Source organism: Pseudobdellovibrionaceae bacterium (assembly GCA_023898385.1).
Lineage (GTDB): Bacteria > Bdellovibrionota > Bdellovibrionia > Bdellovibrionales > UBA1609.
The window spans coordinates 2331143-2350533 of record CP060220.1 but is presented as its reverse complement, the minus strand read 5'-3'; the positions used below and the strand labels follow the sequence as shown (position 1 = coordinate 2350533).

General features: G+C 46.7%; 20 protein-coding genes, 1 other RNA gene and 1 pseudogene. 15 read left to right on the top strand and 7 right to left on the bottom strand.

Annotated elements, in window-relative coordinates; translation table 11 throughout:
• Positions 1-50 precede the first annotated feature (50 nt).
• Together H6626_10710 and ssrS are read right to left on the bottom strand one after the other, a co-directional pair.
• Positions 51-1445 carry a hypothetical protein gene (locus H6626_10710; GenBank protein USN46675.1) on the bottom strand — a complete coding sequence of 465 codons (1395 nt, stop codon included), beginning with the start codon at positions 1443-1445 and terminating at the stop codon, positions 51-53.
• 228 nt (positions 1446-1673) lie between these two features.
• A non-coding RNA gene (ssrS, locus tag H6626_10705) (6S RNA) lies at positions 1674-1790 on the bottom strand.
• A gap of 684 nt (positions 1791-2474) precedes the next feature.
• On the opposite strand from ssrS, the gene H6626_10700 reads away from it, so the two are divergent.
• The 6 genes from H6626_10700 to H6626_10675 are packed head-to-tail and all read left to right on the top strand — an operon-like array spanning position 2475 to position 8021.
• Positions 2475-3848: an exodeoxyribonuclease VII large subunit gene (locus H6626_10700; GenBank protein ID USN46674.1), complete on the top strand. Its 1374-nt coding sequence runs from the start codon at positions 2475-2477 to the stop codon at positions 3846-3848.
• A 10-nt stretch (positions 3849-3858) separates the two neighbouring features.
• Positions 3859-4086, top strand: a complete 228-nt coding sequence (locus H6626_10695) for an exodeoxyribonuclease VII small subunit (GenBank protein USN46673.1) — start codon at positions 3859-3861, stop codon at positions 4084-4086.
• Positions 4083-4940 (top strand): polyprenyl synthetase family protein, encoded by an 858-nt coding sequence (locus H6626_10690; protein ID USN46672.1) that lies wholly within the window; start codon positions 4083-4085, stop codon positions 4938-4940. Before H6626_10695 ends, H6626_10690 begins: the two co-directional genes overlap by 4 nt.
• A gap of 12 nt (positions 4941-4952) precedes the next feature.
• Entirely contained in the window at positions 4953-5726 is a 774-nt protein-coding gene (locus H6626_10685) for a TlyA family RNA methyltransferase (GenBank protein ID USN46671.1), read from the top strand.
• A complete protein-coding gene (locus tag H6626_10680) occupies positions 5710-6690 on the top strand; it encodes a patatin-like phospholipase family protein (protein ID USN46670.1) in 981 nt (326 codons plus the stop codon). Before H6626_10685 ends, H6626_10680 begins: the two co-directional genes overlap by 17 nt.
• An 11-nt stretch (positions 6691-6701) precedes the next feature.
• Positions 6702-8021 (top strand): aminopeptidase P N-terminal domain-containing protein, encoded by a 1320-nt coding sequence (locus H6626_10675; protein ID USN46669.1) that lies wholly within the window; start codon positions 6702-6704, stop codon positions 8019-8021.
• A gap of 58 nt (positions 8022-8079) precedes the next feature.
• Here H6626_10675 and H6626_10670 read toward each other — a convergent pair whose 3' ends face one another.
• Positions 8080-8826 (bottom strand): haloacid dehalogenase-like hydrolase, encoded by a 747-nt coding sequence (locus H6626_10670; GenBank protein USN46668.1) that lies wholly within the window; start codon positions 8824-8826, stop codon positions 8080-8082.
• Positions 8827-8929: 103 nt separating this feature from the next.
• Here H6626_10670 and H6626_10665 point away from each other — a divergent pair, with 103 nt between their 5' ends.
• Positions 8930-10579 carry a glycerol-3-phosphate dehydrogenase/oxidase gene (locus H6626_10665; GenBank protein USN49006.1) on the top strand — a complete coding sequence of 550 codons (1650 nt, stop codon included), beginning with the start codon at positions 8930-8932 and terminating at the stop codon, positions 10577-10579.
• A 79-nt stretch (positions 10580-10658) separates the two neighbouring features.
• Here the strand turns inward: H6626_10665 and H6626_10660 are convergent, their stop codons facing one another.
• Positions 10659-11114, bottom strand: coding sequence for a hypothetical protein (locus H6626_10660; protein ID USN46667.1), 456 nt, complete (start codon positions 11112-11114; stop codon positions 10659-10661).
• A gap of 138 nt (positions 11115-11252) precedes the next feature.
• Here H6626_10660 and H6626_10655 point away from each other — a divergent pair, with 138 nt between their 5' ends.
• From H6626_10655 to H6626_10640, 4 genes and pseudogenes are all read left to right on the top strand, one after another.
• Positions 11253-12299 carry a rod shape-determining protein gene (locus tag H6626_10655; protein USN46666.1) on the top strand — a complete coding sequence of 349 codons (1047 nt, stop codon included), beginning with the start codon at positions 11253-11255 and terminating at the stop codon, positions 12297-12299.
• Positions 12300-12302: 3 nt separating this feature from the next.
• A complete protein-coding gene (locus H6626_10650) occupies positions 12303-12764 on the top strand; it encodes a hypothetical protein (GenBank protein ID USN46665.1) in 462 nt (153 codons plus the stop codon).
• A 1-nt stretch (position 12765) separates the two neighbouring features.
• Positions 12766-13845 (top strand): hypothetical protein, encoded by a 1080-nt coding sequence (locus H6626_10645; protein ID USN46664.1) that lies wholly within the window; start codon positions 12766-12768, stop codon positions 13843-13845.
• Between the two features lie 5 nt (positions 13846-13850).
• Positions 13851-13967 (top strand): annotated as a pseudogene (locus tag H6626_10640) (transposase).
• 57 nt (positions 13968-14024) lie between these two features.
• Here the strand turns inward: H6626_10640 and H6626_10635 are convergent.
• Both H6626_10635 and H6626_10630 read right to left on the bottom strand, forming a co-directional pair.
• On the bottom strand, positions 14025-14363 hold the full coding sequence (locus H6626_10635; GenBank protein USN46663.1) for a hypothetical protein: 339 nt from the start codon (positions 14361-14363) through the stop codon (positions 14025-14027).
• Positions 14363-14659, bottom strand: a complete 297-nt coding sequence (locus tag H6626_10630) for a type II toxin-antitoxin system Phd/YefM family antitoxin (GenBank protein USN46662.1) — start codon at positions 14657-14659, stop codon at positions 14363-14365. The genes H6626_10635 and H6626_10630 overlap by 1 nt, the downstream gene beginning before the upstream one ends.
• 524 nt (positions 14660-15183) lie before the next feature.
• Here H6626_10630 and H6626_10625 point away from each other — a divergent pair.
• The 3 genes from H6626_10625 (at position 15184) to H6626_10615 (ending at position 18187) form a co-directional block, all read left to right on the top strand.
• Complete coding sequence (locus tag H6626_10625) at positions 15184-15414, top strand: hypothetical protein (protein ID USN46661.1); 231 nt, start codon at positions 15184-15186, stop codon at positions 15412-15414.
• Positions 15398-17323 carry a two-component sensor histidine kinase gene (locus H6626_10620; GenBank protein ID USN46660.1) on the top strand — a complete coding sequence of 642 codons (1926 nt, stop codon included), beginning with the start codon at positions 15398-15400 and terminating at the stop codon, positions 17321-17323. Before H6626_10625 ends, H6626_10620 begins: the two co-directional genes overlap by 17 nt.
• Before the next feature lie 159 nt (positions 17324-17482).
• Complete coding sequence (locus H6626_10615; protein USN46659.1) at positions 17483-18187, top strand: hypothetical protein; 705 nt, start codon at positions 17483-17485, stop codon at positions 18185-18187.
• On the opposite strand, the gene H6626_10610 is transcribed toward H6626_10615, so the two are convergent.
• The gene (locus tag H6626_10610; protein ID USN46658.1) at positions 18164-18592 is read right to left on the bottom strand and encodes a JAB domain-containing protein; all 429 of its coding nucleotides are present in this window, start codon (positions 18590-18592) and stop codon (positions 18164-18166) included. The genes H6626_10615 and H6626_10610 overlap by 24 nt on opposite strands.
• Positions 18593-18785: 193 nt before the next feature.
• On the opposite strand from H6626_10610, the gene lpoB reads away from it, so the two are divergent.
• Positions 18786-19388 (top strand): penicillin-binding protein activator LpoB, encoded by a 603-nt coding sequence (gene lpoB / locus H6626_10605; protein USN46657.1) that lies wholly within the window; start codon positions 18786-18788, stop codon positions 19386-19388.
• Positions 19389-19391 lie beyond the last annotated feature (3 nt).

Genomic DNA, 19391 nt, shown 5'->3' with positions numbered 1-19391 from the left:
GTAGGATGGGGTGAAATGATGCCTAGAGTCAAGGCTATTTCAGAGGCGGGTTATTTTGTGCCTTTTGGGTTGGGTAGTCCTTTGAGAACACTATTGGGATCGGGACAGCTTGCGCCAAAGCTATCATAGACCCCTTTGTAGCGCTCATGGGCATTGGCAGCTGAAACAAAATCAGGATCTTTTGTAAGCATGCCGAGCTTGCTCGTCCCATATTCTTCCCAGTTTTGAAGGGACTCTTGTTTTTCGCGAAGCTTTTGTTGGTCAGAGATAAGCTTCGACTGATATTTAGAAATAGTGGATTGCACCTTCAGGTTAGCGTTTGTGATCTTCTGGCGATATTCCAATTCAGCCTCTTGCCATTTTCGCGCAATTTTGGCCTCAAGTTCTGATAGCCCGGTTTGCGAAAGTTTATTGAGTTCTTGCATCAATTTGTCCAACTGATTGATCAGGCTGATGCGGTTGTTGTCTAGTTGTTTAACCACATTGTCATACCGTCGTTTTGCTGAAACAGATCGGGCATGGTGATTCTTTCGCTCTTTGCATTCTGATTTAAAGTAGGCAAATTTCTTATTGGCTTGTTCAGCTGATGAGAGTCCGGCTTTAGAAAGTGCGCCAGCCAGACCACTGGCTTTGTTCGTGCCCGTAAGGATTCGTTGCGCTACTTGTTGTTGAAATTTATCAAAATATTCAAAAGCGCAAGCCTTTATTTCCATATCAAGGGCATCCAGTGCATCTTGATATTTATCAAAGGACTCGACTTTCATGGCGGCGTTTTCTGCCAACTGAGAGTGAACTTCACTCATTTTTTCTTCAAGGCTTTGAATTTGTTTTTCAAGATCTTTGCGCCCCTCTTCAGCCGCTTCCTCGAGTTGGCTGCGAAACTTCTCTAGAGCGACATTGGCATCATTTGTGGCTTCCTGTGCCTCCAGTTGGGCCGATTGGATTTCCGATTGGGCTTCTTGAATCGACTCTTCTAGGTCACTAGAGTCTGACTTAAGCTCCTTTTTTTCGCTATCTAGTGATTCAAGCTCTGACTTTAGCGGTTCTCGGTAAGCGGCTTCGATATTCGGGCAAACATCTGACTTTGCCAGTGAGAGATTTGATTTTTCATAGGTGAACTCGGGTTTGCAGCTTTTGTCTGACAAACATGTGACACACTTGTCGAGGACATCGCAGTTGATGCCAGCTTTATTGCAGGCCTCACCCCTTTTTGAAGCGAGGTCTTTGATTTCTTTCGTTGCCTCGTCGCACTTCTTCGAGGCCTCATACTTTTCCAGTTCTCTTTGGATACAGGCTCGATCACTTTTGCCACAATTGGCATAGGCTTTTTGCACCATGGGATCGCTGGGTTCATTAGAATTCGAATCACCTGCAAAGGCAGTTGATAGAAAAACCCCCATCACAAAGACAAACGTAAAAAGTTTTGACAGTGAAAATCGAATCATGGCCGTCCCCTCGTTTTCCCTTATAAAAAGCAAATATAGGGCCATTTTATATCGATATATAAAGCAATGCAGTTGCAACTGAGCGAAAATAAATCTGCATGAGAATTTTAGTCTATGGTCGAAGGACGTTGGGCTGGGTGGCCTGACCAGGCCGAAGATTCACAAAAAAAAGCAAAAAGCCGCCAGTGTCACGAAATGAAAAAAACAACTGTGGTGCTCTATGAACTGCAAACCCGGTTTCGCTAAGGTGGGCGACAGTGATAAGAGCTTCAGGCTTCTCAACTCGAACTTGAGCTTGCACACCACTCTCAGGGACCATCCCCATTGCTTTGACTGTAGGGTTTACTTATTCATGAGCCCACAGAAGCTGACATTGAATATACAACAAACCCTATTTGACAGCAACGAGGCAAATGCCATGCCGAAGATAAAAACCAGACTTAAGAGCCTTAAAAAGAAATATAAAGTGATCGGTCCGGAAAGGGGTGCCCATGGCGGCAGAGATAGCATTTTTCTTAGCGCGCTGCTTGCCAGATTTGAACGCTGTACGTAATAGCCATTGCAAGTTTTTTGCGGAAAATCACTGTTATTAGGCCCCTCTTACACAGAACTTGACTTTCAAACAAGACCTCTGGCCTAACGAAAAAATATTTATTTAACCTGTTGTTTAATATTGAGACACAAGCTGCCGATACGATGTTATGACCTACCACGAACTCGATTTTATTTTTCCGTTTATTGTGCTGTTTTACGGCGCCCTTTTGACCTTTGTGTTGCATTCTGAAACATTGGTGGGGCTCGCTGAAAAGCACTTTCCGCCGCAACTTTTAACCCAAATGCAGGGGCACCGGCTACTGGCTCTGATCTGTCTGGTGGTTGGGGGCGTTTGGTCGCTTCAAAACCTATGGGTGGGCCAAAATCCTTTCTGATTCTGGCTTATGCGCCGCAAAGTAATTGTGAAAAGCCTCAGGTAAAACTTTCTTTTCTGGTAAGGGGCCGTTATGTTCTGCGGTCATGAGTCAGACACAAATGGGATTTTCAGATTGGGCTAATGAGGAGCCCGAAGACAACCAACCTGTGGCTAATGAGCCCCATGTATTTTCTGTATCTGAACTCAACGGTTCGGTACGCGAAATTTTAGAATCTCAGTTTTCGCTAATTTGGCTGCAAGGGGAAATTTCTAATTTCAAGGCCCACACTTCAGGGCATTTTTATTTTAGCCTAAAAGACGACAAAGCTCAGGTGAACGCCGTGATGTTTCGTGGGTTTAATAGTCGCCTGAAATTTCGGCCTGAGTCAGGCATGGAAGTTTTGGTTCGGGGAAAGATCACTGTTTACGAACCCCGCGGCAACTACCAGGTTTTTTGCGAGACCATGGAGCCTGTGGGTGCAGGAGCTTTGCAGAAAGCTTTTGAACAACTCAAAGCCAAACTCCAAAAAGAGGGTCTGTTTGCAAAGGAACGTAAAAAGCCCTTGCCGGCTTTTCCAAAACATATTGCCGTTGTCACCTCACCCACGGGTGCGGCCATTAGGGATATACTCAATGTGCTTAAACGGCGCCACCGGGGCGCTGAGGTCACCGTAGTGCCGGCGCTTGTGCAGGGGCCCACGGCAGCGGCCTCCATAGTTAAGGGCATCGAAGCTGCGAATAAAATCAAAAATATCGATGTGATTATTGTTGGTCGTGGCGGCGGGTCTATTGAAGATCTTTGGTGTTTTAACGAAGAATCTGTGGCTCGCGCCATAGTGGCTTCGCAAAAACCCATCATATCGGCGGTGGGGCATGAAGTGGATTTCACAATATCTGATTTTGTGGCTGATTTGCGCGCTCCCACGCCATCGGCAGCGGCCGAACTTGTGGTGAAAAACTCAGAAGACCTCTTAGAGAGAATCAAACAAATACGGCATCGTTTGTTGCGGTCAATGAACTTTATAATTCATCACCACCGCCAACGATTGACCCATCTGGGCAAGAGACTCATAGATCCTCAACGTCGCCTACAAGATTTAAGTATGCGTTGTGATGAGTTGACTCAGCGTCTAGAACTTTCTGTAGAGCGATTTGTAAGCCTTAAAAGGCAACAGCTGCAGCACTTATTAAAGCGTCTGGGCACCCCGCTTGCGCTGGTAGATCGCCAGCGACAGCGGGTGGCCATGCTAGGGCTTCGCTTGGCCAGTTCGCAAAAACAAATTTTGCAAGACCGTCGCCATCACCTAAAAGAACTGATGGCCGTATTAGATAGTCTAAGCCCGTTAAAAGTGGTGGATCGGGGCTACTCCATAGTTACAAAACAAAAGGTAGTTGTAAAAAATGTCGAACAGCTTTCTGTGGGTGACTCTCTACACGTGCGATTGGCCCATGGAGGAGCCCAAGTGTCAGTGACGACCTTAGAAAAAGAATAGGAGATATGAAATGGACTTTGAAAAAAAATTGGGGCGTCTTGAAGAAATCGTCTCAGCTATGGAGGGTGGCGAATTGTCACTTGAAGATTCACTAAAACTTTTTGAAGAGGGTATTAAACACTCGCGTGAGTGCAACAAGCAGTTATCCGAGGCCGAGGCGAAGGTGAAACTTTTGGTTAAGGTGGATGACAATGGGCAGGCCGTGACTGAAGATTTTTCTGCGGACGTGGATGAATGAGCCTGACTGATCTTTTTAAACAAGAAATCGTCATTGTGGATGATTACCTGCGCAATCTTTTTGCGGGTGGCAAGTGGCCCTCCAGCAGTATGAACCGACTTTTTGAGTCGATGAAATACTCTCTCGACAATGGCGGAAAACGCTTTCGGCCAGTGCTTTGTTTGTTGACGGCTGAAATGTTGGGCGTAGGTAAAGAGCGGGTCTTACCCTTTGCTGCCGCTGTTGAATGTGTTCATACTTATTCGTTGATCCATGATGATTTACCACTCATGGACAACGACGATGAGCGACGCGGCCAACCCACTAATCATATCGTCTACGGTGAGGCCATGGCACTGCTGGCAGGTGACGGTCTGTCGACGGCGGCATTTTCAACCATCGCCGAAAACTATTCTTCAGATCCAGGCGTGGGACTTGAGCTGGTGCGTGTGTTGGCCCAAGCAGCAGGTCCACTGGGTATGGTTGGCGGGCAGGCCATTGATATTGAAGCTTTGGGTGGCAAGGTGTTAACGGTGGATGAATTAACTCTCACACATAAATTAAAAACCGGAGCACTCATAGCTTCTGCGGTAGAGGGAGCGGCGGTGGTGGCGAAAGTCGATGCTGAAGACCGCGCTCATTTGCGTGAGTTTGGTGAAAAGCTCGGCTTGGCCTTTCAACTGGCCGACGATATTTTGGATTATGACAAAAATAACCCAGAAGCTTCGGGGTTTCCGTCGCTTATGGGTCTTGAGGAAACCAAAAAAGCGCTCACTCAGCTGACCGAGGAAATGCAATCAAGTCTTGTGGCCTATGGCGAAAAAGCCCACAAATTGGGGTCGTTGAGTCAATACAACTTAAACCGAACTGTTTAAAAAAGTTAGACTATGGCAAACACACCCTCAATACGTCTTGATCAGTATTTAGTCGATAAAGGGTGGGCACCATCAAAATCCAAGGCGCAGCAACTTATTCGCTCAGGTGTTGTTACGGTAAAGAATAGGGCTGGGGAAAAAACAGTGGAAAAGCCCGGTTTTCTTGTCAGTGAAACCAGCGTGGTGACAGTGGCGGCCTCCGATGCATTGACCTATGTGTCGAGAGGAGGATTAAAGCTGGCTGGCGCCCTTAAAGAACTATCTATTAACGTTGAAGGCATTCGGGCTTTAGATATAGGGCTGTCCACGGGTGGGTTTTCGGATTGTCTATTACAGCACGGCGCTACAGAAGTTGTCGGGGTGGACGTGGGCCATGAGCAAGTGCATGCTCGGCTACGCCCTGAGCCACGCTTAAAAATATTTGAAGGCGTACATGTGAGAGACATGAACGAGAATGCCACACTGGTGCCTCACTTAGAGAAACCCTTTGACGTGATCACAGTAGACTTGTCGTTTATTTCGATCACTCAGGTGCTGCCGCTTATTAGTCAATGGCTGAAGCCCAGCGGACATTTGCTGGCCTTGATCAAACCCCAATTTGAGCTGGGGCCAGAGGCCCTAAATAAAAGGGGCGTCGTCAAGGACCCGGCACAATATGAACATCTCAAAGAGAAAATTATCGGACTGTGCAAATCGTTGGGGCTTGTGGTAGAAAATTACATTGAGAGTCCAATTTTAGGTAAAGCCGGTAATCGGGAGTTTTTTGTTTATGCTAAAAAAATCTAAAGTGGGGTTAGTTGTGGGGCTATGGGCCCTTTATTTTGTCGTGGGATGTGCCTCGGTTTCAGAACGATTTGAACAGCGTAAACAAAAAATCGACAGCCCCCAAAGTGAACCATCAAAAGATTCTGAAGTTCATGTGATTACCAGTGAAGAGTCCGTGGGTGACACTTGGTTGAAGCAACCGCAGCCCCAGGAACCCTTGGCCCCCCCCAAGGTGGGTTTAATTCTCGGGCCAGGTGGCGTGAAGGCCTTTGCTCACACGGGTGTAATCAAAGAGCTTGTGAAAGCAAAAATCCCCATTGATTCTATTATCGGTATTGAATGGGGAGCGTTGCCGGCGGCGTTGTATGCCGAAAATGGAAAAGTTCATGGTGCCGAGTGGAAGCTCTACAAGCTGGAACAAAAAGATTTGGCAAAGCGGGGTTTTTTCACAAAGAAGCTTGAGGCCAACAGCATAAACACATTGTCTGAGTTTTTCGAAAAGAACTTAGAAAAGTCGGATATCGGCAGCATGCAGGTGGATTTTGCATGTCCCAGTCTGTCGATTTATTCTGGCACGTTAAGTTGGCAACAGCGTGGATCAGTGATGGAGGCCCTTAAAAAATGTATGCCTTATCCGCCGCTGTTTCAACCCAATGACCATTGGGTGGCCGGAGCTTTTTCTGTGGATGAGGCCATTTCGCGCATGAAGGCGGCAAAGATTGAAGTGATTGTCTTTGTGAATGTCTTATCTGATGGCGAGCCCTTAAAGCAAGACGAGTTAAAAAACAGCTACGTCTCGGCGGTGGTTTGGCAAGAGCTGATTCGCCACTTAAAAAAATCAGCGAGTGCAGCCAGTTATGTGGTGAATGTTAACACACGAAACTATAAGTTGCTTGATTTTGGCAGCGCCCGGTCTATATTTTCAGCCGGCGAACAGGCCGGTGAAAAAGCCGCGCGTGAGCTTGCTAAAAAGTATGGGTTCTAGGGGAGATGACCATGAGAAAAAGCATATATGACATGTCCGTATTTAAGGAACGTCGGGATCGGCTAGCAAAACTATTAAATGGGGCTGCATTGGTTTTGCCGGCGCATCCCGAGTATGTAAGAAATCACGACGTTCATCACTCTTACAGACAAGACTCAAACTTGTTTTACCTTTCTGGTTTTGAAGAGCCTGAAAGTGTTTTTGTATTTCGACCGGGGCGCAGCCCAGAAACAGTGTTGTTTGTTCGCGACAAAAACCCTTTACGTGAAACTTGGGATGGTTTTCGTTATGGCCCGAAGCTTGCCCAAACAGAGTTTGGTGTGGACGCTGCATTTATTGTGGATGATTTTGAAAAAGAAGCGCCGGCATTATTGCGTGATGTAGACGTGGTCTACTACAGCCTTTTTATGAACACAGACTTTGATGTTCGCTTTCGCCATGTCATTGAAACTGTGAAGGCCAGTTGGGGCCGAAGTGGCAAGGGCAACTTGGCGATCAAAGACTCAGTACCATTGATCGGTGAAATGCGGGTGCGAAAGACGCCTTATGAAATCGAAGTGATGCAGAAAGCGGCAGATATTTCAGCCGAAGCACACATTGAAGTGATGAAGGCCACAAGACCGGGCGTCAGTGAGCGAGCTTTGCACGGCCTCTTTATCAAAGAAATTATGGAGCGTGGGGCTGCCCGCGAAGGTTACGGAACCATCGTCGCTGGCGGCAACAACGCCACCACTTTGCACTATGTTTTTAATGATCAGCCCTTAAAAGATGGCGAGATTATGTTGATTGATGCGGGGGCCGAGTATCACTACTACTCTGGCGACATCACCCGCAGTTATCCTGTGAGTGGAAAGTTCAATGGCGCCCAAAAACGGGTGTATCAAAAAGTTTTAGACGTCCAGAAGCGTATGGTGGCGATGGTTAAGCCAGGGGTCACTCTTAAACAATTGCAAGAAACCGCCAGAAATGAGTTAATCGACGTCATGATTGACGAAAAATTACTTAAAGGTTCGAAAGATCAAATCGTTGAAGAAAAATCGTATCTCGCCTTTTATCCTCATGGAGTCAGCCATTGGCTCGGAATGGACGTTCACGATGCGGGAGCCTATGAAGTGAACGGTGAGTCTCGGCAATTAGAACCGGGATTTTGTATTACTGTAGAGCCAGGTCTTTATGTGCCAGCTCACTTGGACAATGTGCCAGAAGAGCTTAAAGGCATTGGAATTCGCATCGAGGATAACATTGTGGTCACTGAAGACGGCCACGGTAATCTTACCGATAGAGCCCCGAAAGAAGTGGACGAGTTAGAAGCTATAATAGGTCAAGGTTAACTTTAAATCGACTTTTAACTTGGGCAACTCAGAGAGCGGGTTGGGATCTTGCTCTTGGTTAAAGGTACGAGTGGCAAAACCAACCCCGTTCGTTAGCCAGTTCGATCATTTTGCGTTCAGATTTGTAGTTGGTGGATGTTTCAGGTGATGCGGCAACGACAAGACGCAGGCCCTTTGAAGCCTCAAGTAGGGGCAAATCTCCTTGCGTATTTCCAGCACAGAAGAAAGGGTGTCGATTTCCGTTTCGCTCTAGCAGACCTGTGACCTTGCCCTCGCGGTAAGTGACAGCACCTTCTTGCTCTGTGGTTACCAAACCATTTTCAATGCGGGTTTTTACGCCGATGACATTTTCTGTGGGGATATCAAGAAATTGGGCTCCGGGCTCCACAGCCCATTGTATCGATGCGGTAACTATAAAAATATCGACGTTGTTTTTTAAAAGGTGATCAATGATCTGCTTGTGGGCTTTAAAAATAGGAAGTTCACCAACGGTGGCTACGGCTTTTTTTGCCCACTCACGCACCTGATCAATGGGGAGATCTGCATTGATCTGTGCCAACCAAAGATAAGACTGAACGGCTGAAATGTTATCATGCAAATTGAGGTAATACTCCCAAGGGTTTGCAGGGAGGTCTGGCAAAAGATTTTCACGAATTTGGTATTTAAAAAAATTCTCGCCCAAATCCATATCCCACAAAGTGCCATCAGCATCAAAGGCAGCCACGGGAGTGCCTGAGAACTGATCGAGATGGCGGTCAATGCTGGCAATGATTTCATTTACTTTAGATTGTGGGAACTCGATCACCACGTCCTCCGGGGCAAGGGTCTATTGGTTTTGGAATGAAAAACAACATACATAGTGGGGATTGGAATGGCAAGAGAGGATGATTGCTGATATCAGTAATCTCATGGCTTGCGATTTTTCAGTGAGCGTTCGCTCTGAAAACATAAATCGACTTAAGGCGGAAGTCTTTGATTTAGCGATCATCGGCGGCGGGATTACTGGTGCTGGGGTGGCGCGAGACGCCGCTAGTCGAGGCATGAAAGTGGCGCTGGTTGAGGCCAATGACTTTGCTTCGGGCACGAGCTCACGTTCTAGCAAGTTGATCCACGGTGGCATTCGATACTTAGAAAATCTTGAGTTTGGTTTGGTGCATGAGGCTTTGACAGAAAGGCGGCTCCTTTTCTCAATGGCCCCGCATTTGGTGCATCCGCTGAGGTTCGTGTTGCCCCTCTATGAGGGTGGGCGTGTGGGCATGTTTAAAATGGGTCTCGGAATGTGGCTTTACGATGCACTGGCCATGTTTGAAATGCCCGAATTTCATGAACGTCTATCGCCAGAGCAATCCATCGAACGGCTGCCTGTGCTACAGCCAAAAGGCCTTAAGGGTTCTTATGTGTATTCTGATGCTTACATGGATGATGACCGATTGGTGCTTGAGACCCTGCGGTCGGCCCATGGGTTAGGCGCTGTGGCTGTGTCTTATGTGTCGGCTGAGGGTGCCGTTTTTGAAAATGAAAAAATCAAAGCATTGAAGTGTCGTGATGGATGCACGGGTGACCTTTTTCAAATAAACGCAAAGCACGTTGTCGCCAGCGTTGGGCCGTGGACAGACCAAGTGGCAAAAACTTTGGTGGACGATTGGCGGGCTCGCATGCGCCCCACCAAGGGCATTCATCTCACCCTTTCAAGAAGCCGACTACCTTTAAAACAAGCCGTGGTGATGGCCGCAGACAATGATCGCCGTATTGTCTTTGGAATACCCAGGCATGAAATGGTCATAGTGGGTACAACAGATACGGATTATTCTGGCGATCCAAGAAATGTGCATAGCACCAGGGAAGATGTGGATTACCTGCTTCAGGTGGTGAATGAGTATTTCCCCGGCGCTCGGCTAACTAAAAGCGATATAATTGCCAGCTATGCGGGCGTGCGGCCCCTCGTGGGAGACGGTTCAGGTGATGAGAGTCAAGTGAGCCGAGAGCATGTGATACTCCCGGATCCGCGAAATATCACATTTGTCATGGGCGGCAAATACACTACCTACAGGCATATGGCGGAGCAGACGGTGGAGGCGGTGTTAAGCGCCTGTCCAGTGGAACAGGTGGTGAAGTTTATCAGAAACCAAACGAAAGATCCTTTAAACAACCGGGCCACCGTGGAAACACTGCAGGCGTCTCGTCTTATGGTATCCAAATGGGCTAAAGAATATGATTTTTCAGCTCAAACAATAGAGGCATTGGTGGAGCGGCACGCCCTCGAGGCCGAGGACATTATAAAAACATATGGTCATAAAGTGTCAGGCCAAAATCCGAGTGCCCTATGGCAGCTGGAAGCCCATCATGCCATTGATACAACCATGTGTTTTCACCTGGTGGATTTTTATCTGCGAAGGGTTCCTCTGTTTTTGGCCGATCCGGAACATGGTTTTCAGTTTTTAGATTCTATTGCCAGCACTTTTGCTGAACGCCTAAATTGGTCAGAGGCTGAAAAACAAACTCAAGTGGACGCCCTTTATAAGCACAAAAATCATGAGTTGGCGTGGCAACAATCATAAAATTGAATTCAAAGATTTTACTGCGTGAAGGTGATTTGGCACGGCACATCAAAATTTAATATGTGCCTAACTTAAAAAATTACCCTTTAAGGCCTTTAATGAGGCTAGTGATCTTTCCGGCCCCTTTAAGGCCACGACTGGCCAGGTACTTGGTAAAATCCGGTCCGGCCTCTAAGATGATTTTTAAATATCCCTTTCGCAACACCGCTAGCACACTGCCGCAGATGCGAATTTTCACTTCGCCTTCGACGATTTGCTTGACCACGGCGATTCCAAAGTCGGCCATGTTGTCGCCGGGTTGGGCCAACAAAGTGCGCACCGCTTCCGTAGAAAGTTTAAACTCCACATTGGGTTTATTGGCCAAACGCTGCTCCAGCAGCGGCTGACCGGCCTTGTTAAAAAGTGCTAAATTCAAATGATCATCCACAATCAGCTGAATCTCTTCTCCCGCACTTAACTTACTGATGGCGTGAGTGGAGGCGGGCTTGGACTCTAAAAATTTTTTCAGTTGAGTAAACACTTCATCGTAATTCATAGGGGCAAGACCTCCGAAAAAACGGCCCAAAAATCAACGCTGCATGCTAAATTCGCGCATTGACTCCTTTTTTGTGGCTAACGTAGAGTATCAGAAACGTTTTACAGCAGCATTTGCAGCGAGACAACGGGCGCATTCATGAATTTTTTAGATAAGTTCTCTGATTATTTCTCAAACGATATTGCTATTGATTTAGGCACTGCCAATACATTGGTTTATGCAAAAGGAAGAGGCATCATTCTTGATGAACCCTCCGTGGTGGCCGTGCAGAAAAACTACTCCGGTGGCGGACAAAACCGCGTGCTAGCTGTGGGTAAAGAAGCTAAAGACATGTTGGGCCGAACCCCAGGTAGCATTGTTGCCATTCGACCGATCAAAGATGGTGTCATAGCCGACTTTGAAGTGACCGGATCGATGCTTAAGTATTTCATTTCAAAAGCCAACGGACATCGTCGAAGTTTTGTGCGACCGCGAATCATTATTTGCGTACCGTTTGGAATCACCCAGGTGGAAAAGCGGGCGGTTAAAGAATCAGCCCACGCCGCCGGAGCCCGAGAAGTTTATTTAATTGAAGAACCAATGGCCGCCGCCATCGGAGCGGGTTTGCCGATCACTGACCCAACCGGAAACATGGTGGTGGACATGGGTGGCGGTACCACAGGGGTAGCCGTGATTTCTTTGGGTGGAATTGTTTATTGTAAATCTATCAAGGTGGCCGGAGATAAATTCGACGAGGCCATCGTCAATTATGTTCGCCGTCAATTTAACTTACTTATTGGTGAGCGCACGGCTGAAAATATTAAAATTCGCATCGGCAACGCCTATCCCTTTGAAGAAGAAAAGACGATGGAAATCAAGGGACGTGACTTGGTGGCAGGCGCGCCAAAGACCATTGAAATCACCAGTTCACAAATCAACGATGCACTTATGGACCCATTAAGTGAAGTCGTTGATGCAGTTCGTACGGCTCTTGAAAAAACTCCTCCGGAGTTAGCTTCAGATATTGTTGATAACGGTATTGTGCTAACCGGTGGTGGCGGCTTGCTTGCCAATTTAGATGTGCTGTTGCGTGAGCGAACGGGCTTGCCCGTTTCTGTTGCAGAAGATCCACTTTCTTGCGTGGTTCTAGGTTCGGGCAAGGTGCTTGATGAACTTGATCTGCTTAAGCAACTAACGGTGGAATAGCCGGTGAACTTAGATGAACAGATTCACGATGTGGCTCTGTTTTATTTCTATTCTTTGCTTGATCGTGGCAAGGCCCGATACGCCACCATTGAAACCATCCGTCGCATCCGACAGATGAAAAAAAAGAAAAACATTCCCGAAGGCGAGATGGCGTCGCTAGTTGTTTCTGAAACCCTTAAGGGTTGGGAGAAAACACAGTCTCTTCATCCCAGCCGTTTGCCGGCAGGTGTGGCCGCCGAGCATTGGGAGGTGCCCCGTCGGTTGGATCTTGGGGCTTGGCGCCAGTTTCATAAAAGCTCAGACCGAGATGAGTTTTTGGCACTGATTTGGTCTCAGATTTTAGGGTTTACTGATGATGAAATTTCTCAAGGATTAAATGTCAGCACTGGCACAGTTCGGCACCGAATCAGTCGGGGCCTGAGGGGATTAAGCGCGGCCCTGAACCCGGATCGCTATGATGACTGATATGGAAAACAAAACCACCTCTTTGAAGAAAAAGCGAGCCCTCAGTCATTTCATGTTTCAAGAAATGATGTACGACTATGTTACGGAGCGCCTTGATCAACAGCGTATCCAGGCCATTGAAGTATTTCTTGAAGCCAATCCCTATGAAAAAGAAGAAATAGAATCTTTGCGAGAAAGCATTGAATACTGCAAGCGCCTTTCAAAAACTGAAATCACCGAGGAGTTTGTTTCAGAAGTGGCCGCTCACCGCCCTTATTGGATGAGAGTGGTCAGTGCGCTGGATTGGCGTAAGTGGCCAGATGGCCTTCGTTGGACAGCCGAGGCCATGGCTATAGCGGCAGTGGCCGGTGTGATTGCTATGCTCTTGCCCCTTCAAAAGATCGCAGATTTAGCTGGCGTGAATCTAAATACATACCAGTTGGCAGAGGTTCAAAAAGAATCAGAAGATCAAAAGCCCATTGAAAAGTCGGCTGACTCACCGGCCGCTGTGGTTATCGATCAGCCACCTGATGAACTTTCGGCGGAACAAATGGTGGCCGAGGTAAAAAGCCCGGCGGCTCATGAGGCCGACCTACCTGAAAGTTACGATCTGGACGATCATAACCACGGGGATGAAATGGCCGAAGCTGCGCCACAAGAACCCCCACCCAATGAGAATGAATCAGAGAGTAAACCTAAAACTGTGGTTTCGCCGATCACAGACAAAACAGCAGTTAAAAAAGCCGAAGCCAAGCAAGCAGTACAGGGCTTTCTCTACCGAGCCTTCATGACAGGTAAAGACCTTTCAACTTCAGGTCCTGCGATCAGTGATGCGATTCGAAATTTGGGTGGTAAGAAGGCCGGTAAGGTGGAATTGGGCTGGGAGAAGGCCGAACATATTCGTTACTATCATTTTACTCTACCTGAGTCGCGGTATAATGGACTGGTAGACCGTCTTAAAAACTTTGGTCCAGTCCAAATCTATAAAGATCCCCACTGGCGGATAATGCCTCAGGGCACGATTCGGATTATCCTAGAGATTGAGGATAAATCAGAAAATCGAGCACCTGAGTCCGGCAGTGAGGCTGATGAAAATAAGTAGTAAGTCACCATTTTGGTGGCAGCCTCAATCTCAACATCCACTTCCACACCCTGTGTTTGGACGGCGTTTATAGCTTTGCTGATGGGCAAGCCCAGTTCCACTTCAATCAATCGCCAAGCTAAAAAGAACTAGAAAAGCTACTCAAACAGATTGCCACGATGACGGCAAGATTTTGTAAACTATTCCTCCAACTGAACCTGTCGCAGTTCCTTTGGATATTTGGAATCGATAAATTCCAACAGAATGGCTGTTCTTTGGGCTTCGATCAAAAGCCATGTGGCAATGTAACGGCCGCTATAAAGAGGGAATCGGCGAATTCCCGAAACGTCATCGGCTTGACCCATTCGAGGATTTCGTTTGAGGTGATTTTTCAAGGTGTTCACCTCTTGCTGCAATTCAAAATATTTTTGATCGGCGAACTCTTGGGACTGTTCAAGATTATGGGAATAGAGCCAGAGAATTACTTCTTCCAGTTCACCTTTGAACCTGTCAGATTCCAGGACCTCAAAGTCATCCATCAACCGACGGCCTTTTTGGTTTTCTTGGCGGAAAGAGCCCGCTTCTTGGCGCGCTCAAAAACTTCTGCCGTTGATTTTTCAGTGGCTGAAGAAACACGACCTTGAGTGACATCGATCAGACTTGCCGTCAGGCCCTGAAACCTTGCAAGATCAAGCTGCATTTTTTCAAAAGTATCCGCATTCACCAAGACAAAAGATTCGCCATTTTTACGAGTGATTTTAACGGGCTCCTTGTTGGCAGCCTCCAGCCATTCTTTCATATTGGCTCTGAACTTATCAGCATTGGTTCTGTCCATAATAGCCTCCTATTCCTTTACAGTACTGTTAACCGTACTGTTTGTCAAGGCTTCCATAAATTGCTCATTTAAATTAAGGGGTTAAGGGGATCCTCGATGAACTCGTCATCGAAGATTGGTTTTACCATTTGTCGGAGCCAAGATTTGCCACGCCACTTGGTAGGGATTCAAAGTCCACTCAAGAAATCGCAGATTTACCTATAGCTCCTTCCGTCCTCGATCATTTTCTTAACTGTCCGAATGGTTTTCTGCTCCCCTGCAGGAGGGACCATGACCCCATTCTCGCGTCGATATCCAAATGGAACTTGAGCGGGCCGTCGGTGAGGCTTGCACTTCTCCCGAATGTGATTCCCAAATTTCTTGAGACCACTACGGACAGCATCCTTAGAGCACCTAAGCTCTTGGGCAATTTGTGCGATGGATAGACCCTCATCTAGGTATTTGCGCATCTGGAAAGACTGGTTCTAGATCGAAGAAGTTGTCCGGCGCTCACCGTTTTCGTCAGGTTTTTTGAAACGCTAACAATGATGGGGGAGAAGGCCGAACATATTCGTTACTATCATTTTACTCTACCTGAGTCGCGGTATAATGGACTGGTAGACCGTCTTAAAAACTTTGGTCCAGTCCAAATCTATAAAGATCCCCACTGGCGGATAATGCCTCAGGGCACGATTCGGATTATCCTAGAGATTGAGGATAAATCAGAAAATCGAGCACTTGAGTCCGGCAGTGAGGCTGATGAAAATAAGAAGTAAGTCACCAAAACGATCATTGAGAACCATTCTTGTTTCATGGTTTATGTTTTTCTCGCTAGTGCCACTAGCGTTTATCACCGGCTATGCCCTTGTGAAATACGAGCAAGTGGTAGACCAGGAGCTCGTTAAGCGTCTTAAGGGAAACCAACGAGAGATCGAGGGGATTTTTGCAGATGTTGAAGATGCGCTGACCGAAAAAACAAGAAGCCACTCTACAAATAATTCTTTGGTATTTTACCTTTCAAAAAATGATCGCGAATCAGTGGCGTCGCTGGCCAAGGGATGGCTTAGCAATCACTTTGCTCATCGGCTTGTGGTGTTTAATCACGATGCCGTTTCTGTGGCTGTTCTTACAAAGGGTGCCGAGGGTGAGGTGAAGGTGCGTGGGGGCGCCCAAGGCCTTCATTATCGTCTCAACCAAGATTACTTAGACAAGTTAGGTGAGCGAGATGAAATGGTATTTGCTCAGTTTTCTGAAAAAGAAAACTTGCGGTGGGTGGAGTTAATAGTCTTCTCAAAAGTGTTGAGTTCTACGGGGCGTCTTGTCGGCTATATAGAAGAGTTAGTCCGGGTGGATCGCAAGTTTCTCCAGGGCCTGAAAACAAGAATCAATGCTGAGATTCTCTTGTTCGACGAAGGAGAAAAGCCGTCTATTGCTAGCCACGAAGATCTTGAACTTTATGACGGCAGATTCTTTACGAATAAATTTAAGGAAGTGCAAAGCCAGATTTTTCCGCTGACCATTCAAACCGTACCCTACGGTTTTATGATTCGCCCCATGCGTTGGGGTCAGTCAGAGTTTTTTATGGTTATTGGTGCGTCTAAGGAGGCCGTTAAAGAAGCCTCAGAAAATATCAATGTGGCTTTCTTTTGGGTGGTTGGTGCGATCATTGCCCTTGTCGGGATTCTCAGTGTGATTATAGCCCGATTTTTACTAAAACCACTCAATGATTTAGTCGGTGCCATTGAAAATTGGGATCCTGAAAATGGAACTCCCATAGATGTACCATCAGCTGCTGACACAGAATTGGGTGTGCTAGCTGAGAGTTTTAATGAACTTTCAGCAAGAGTCGATGAAGCGCAGAAAAAATTAAAAACCAACATCAACGAGCTTGAGCAGGCAAACACAGAGATTAGAGACACTCAAGCCCGTTTAGTGCATGCAGCAAAAATGGCAAGCCTTGGACAACTTGTTGCTGGCGTCGCCCATGAACTTAATAACCCCATAGGGTTTATCTATAGCAATATGACTCACCTTCGAGAATACTCGGACAAATTAATTAAGCTTGTGAATCAAGTAGAAGAAAATCCGAAAACCATCAAAAAATTAAAAGAAGAAATTGAATTTGATTATATCGTCGATGATATGCCAAAGCTTATTCAGTCTTGTGAAGATGGCGCTCGTCGCACTCGCGACATCGTGATCGGCCTTCGAAACTTTTCTCGTCTCGAGCAAGCTAAGGTTCAGGAAGTGAATATTCACGAAGGCATTGACGAAACACTAAGTCTACTCTCTGGTGAGATCAAAAATAGAATAACGATCTCAAAAAAATACGGCACTCTACCCAAGCTCATGGTTTACCCCAGTCAGCTCAATCAGGTGTTTATGAACATACTGTCTAATGCGGCCCATGCCATCGAGGGTGAAGGTGAAATCACAATTGCTACAAAAATGACCGCCGACGGTAAGGCCGAGATCCGAATTAAAGACACCGGCAAAGGTATGCCGAAAGATGTGGCTGAGAAAATCTTTGACCCCTTCTTCACCACCAAAGCCAATGGCAAGGGCACGGGGCTTGGAATGAGCATCTCCTACGGCATTATTCAAAAGCACGGTGGGGACATTCAGGTTCATTCAGAACCGGGTGCGGGGACGGAGTTTATCATTACCCTTGGCACAGCCAGATAGCCCCAGCGGCGGATTCCTTTTTTCTGTTTAATAATTGTTCGGGTGTCTAGAGGTCGACAAGAATCCCAAAATAACCCCAAAAATCTCAAAAATATTGGGGTTTTATCCGCTTTTTTTGGTTTCAATTTTGCAGTCATAAATGGGAAGGGGAGGCTATGCGTGGCAAAAGATAAAGGGCAAGTTCATTCGTATAACAGAAATTCTGAACCGTCTGACGCAGAAGGTGACACTTCAAAGTTGGTTATTTTAGCCATTCTCTTTGTTTTTGTTGTGGGTGTGCATTTAACCCTTTCCAAGAAATCCGGTGAAACGGACGCCAGTTCTCTAGCATCAACAGATGCCGCCAATGAATTTGTCTCAGGACAAGACTTTACTCCCGATTTGGTGCGGGCGCTGAACCGGCGAATGCGGCTAACTAACACCACAGCAGACCTTCAGAAGGCTCACGTAATGGTTCAGAATGAAAAACTAGCTCCTCGGGTTAATGATGCCACAATATCGGCCTTGGATAAGTCATCACCGAAATTTGCCCACGAATATGGGTTGCAGTTGGAGCCAGAAGACCACGCTAAAAAAGTTTACCAAGACATGGAGGCGTTGAGGCAACGTCAAATTGGCGATGATGGCTTTGTAGGAGCCGATACAGAAATTTCACTTCGATTGGGCAAAGATGAGTGGAGTGACCAATACGATGAAACTTACAAACAAGAATTCGTAAACGCCTTTTTAGAGAACGCCAAAAAAGATGGCTGGTCAGTGCAGTTGAACAAAAACCTCGACGTGGTAGGTTTAACCCGAGTGCCCACCAACAATCCCATTCGGTTGCCTCAGTCGACAAAGTCAACGACGGGGGGACAGAAGTAATTCTTCTCCCATCATCTGATTCTGTTCTCGGACCAAATGCCCTGAGTCGGCAAAACTAAAATAGCCCTTTTTAGTGACAATAATGTGATCTATAAGCGGTATTTGCATAAGGTCACTGAGTTCGACCAGCCGTTGAGTGATCAAGAGATCTAGCGGTGAGGGCCGACTATCTTGACTGGGGTGGTTGTGGGCGACAAAAAAACTCGAAGCGTTTTTCGTGCACACGTATCTGACGACATCCCTAGGATGCACCATACAGGCATCCACAGTGCCTCTAAATAAACAGACCTTGTCGATCACAGATTTGTCGCATCTTAAGGCGAGCACCCAGAATTCCTCGACATCACTTGTCATGAATTTTCTCAGTTCGGCATAGGCCTTTTGACTACTAGTTATTCGGTTCAACAACCACCTCCTTTTAAAAGCTAATCCCTTATGCAAACAACCGGGCCAGGTTAGATGGCCTCTAGATTTTGGTTAAAGGTCCATAGTGGTCGGATGGAGGATATTAACGGTTGCCCACCGGACAATTAACCCACTAAAATATTTCAATCCATTGGGATGGACTGAAGTTCTAATACTCTGAAGGAGTGGTGTTATGTTGAAAAACTCTTTAGTGCTTGCTGTGTTGATGTTGACCCTGGGCATGGCCGGATGTGGTCCCAAAGCTTATGTTCGTGGCGACTATGATCAAAACGTGAATGAAACAAATCTGCTCACCGACAGCTGGTCTGAAACCGATATGCAAAAAGCGGTGGCCGACTTAGTAGCCAGTGCCACAAGTCACTACGCCATTGCCAATGCCAAGCGCCCCCCCATAGTGATGGTGACGAAATTGCAAAACAAAACCAGTGAGCACATTGATACCCAAAGCATTATGGATATGGTGCGCGTAGAACTGATGCGCGGCGGACGGGTTTCGTTTGTGGACAAAGCGGCCAGAGATGACATTTCCGAAGAGTATGACTACCAAGACTCTGGAATGGTGTCGCGCGAAACAAAAAAGGGCAAAGGCGGACAAGTCGGAGCCGACTTTATTATTAACGGTCGCCTAGATTCTATCGTTCAACAAGCGGGCCGAGATAAAACTGTCTACTACAAAATCACATTGAATCTGACCAACCTCACTACCGGAATTATCGTGTGGTCTGACCACAAACAAATCCGAAAGCGTTTTGAGAAACAACGGGTGGGTCTTTAATTA

Excerpts from the sequence above, each read along its gene's own strand:
- H6626_10695 (USN46673.1), top strand. The coding sequence starts at position 3,859 with ATGGACTTTGAAAAAAAATTGGGGCGTCTTGAAGAAATCGTCTCAGCT.
- H6626_10710 (USN46675.1), bottom strand. The coding sequence starts at position 1,445 with ATGATTCGATTTTCACTGTCAAAACTTTTTACGTTTGTCTTTGTGATG.
- lpoB (USN46657.1), top strand. The coding sequence starts at position 18,786 with ATGTTGAAAAACTCTTTAGTGCTTGCTGTGTTGATGTTGACCCTGGGC.
- H6626_10675 (USN46669.1), top strand. The coding sequence starts at position 6,702 with ATGAGAAAAAGCATATATGACATGTCCGTATTTAAGGAACGTCGGGAT.
- H6626_10680 (USN46670.1), top strand. The coding sequence starts at position 5,710 with ATGCTAAAAAAATCTAAAGTGGGGTTAGTTGTGGGGCTATGGGCCCTT.
- H6626_10620 (USN46660.1), top strand. The coding sequence starts at position 15,398 with ATGAAAATAAGAAGTAAGTCACCAAAACGATCATTGAGAACCATTCTT.
- H6626_10635 (USN46663.1), bottom strand. The coding sequence starts at position 14,363 with ATGGATGACTTTGAGGTCCTGGAATCTGACAGGTTCAAAGGTGAACTG.
- H6626_10700 (USN46674.1), top strand. The coding sequence starts at position 2,475 with ATGGGATTTTCAGATTGGGCTAATGAGGAGCCCGAAGACAACCAACCT.
- H6626_10665 (USN49006.1), top strand. The coding sequence starts at position 8,930 with ATGGCTTGCGATTTTTCAGTGAGCGTTCGCTCTGAAAACATAAATCGA.
- H6626_10630 (USN46662.1), bottom strand. The coding sequence starts at position 14,659 with ATGGACAGAACCAATGCTGATAAGTTCAGAGCCAATATGAAAGAATGG.
- H6626_10625 (USN46661.1), top strand. The coding sequence starts at position 15,184 with ATGATGGGGGAGAAGGCCGAACATATTCGTTACTATCATTTTACTCTA.
- H6626_10660 (USN46667.1), bottom strand. The coding sequence starts at position 11,114 with ATGAATTACGATGAAGTGTTTACTCAACTGAAAAAATTTTTAGAGTCC.
- H6626_10690 (USN46672.1), top strand. The coding sequence starts at position 4,083 with ATGAGCCTGACTGATCTTTTTAAACAAGAAATCGTCATTGTGGATGAT.
- H6626_10645 (USN46664.1), top strand. The coding sequence starts at position 12,766 with ATGGAAAACAAAACCACCTCTTTGAAGAAAAAGCGAGCCCTCAGTCAT.
- H6626_10655 (USN46666.1), top strand. The coding sequence starts at position 11,253 with ATGAATTTTTTAGATAAGTTCTCTGATTATTTCTCAAACGATATTGCT.
- H6626_10685 (USN46671.1), top strand. The coding sequence starts at position 4,953 with ATGGCAAACACACCCTCAATACGTCTTGATCAGTATTTAGTCGATAAA.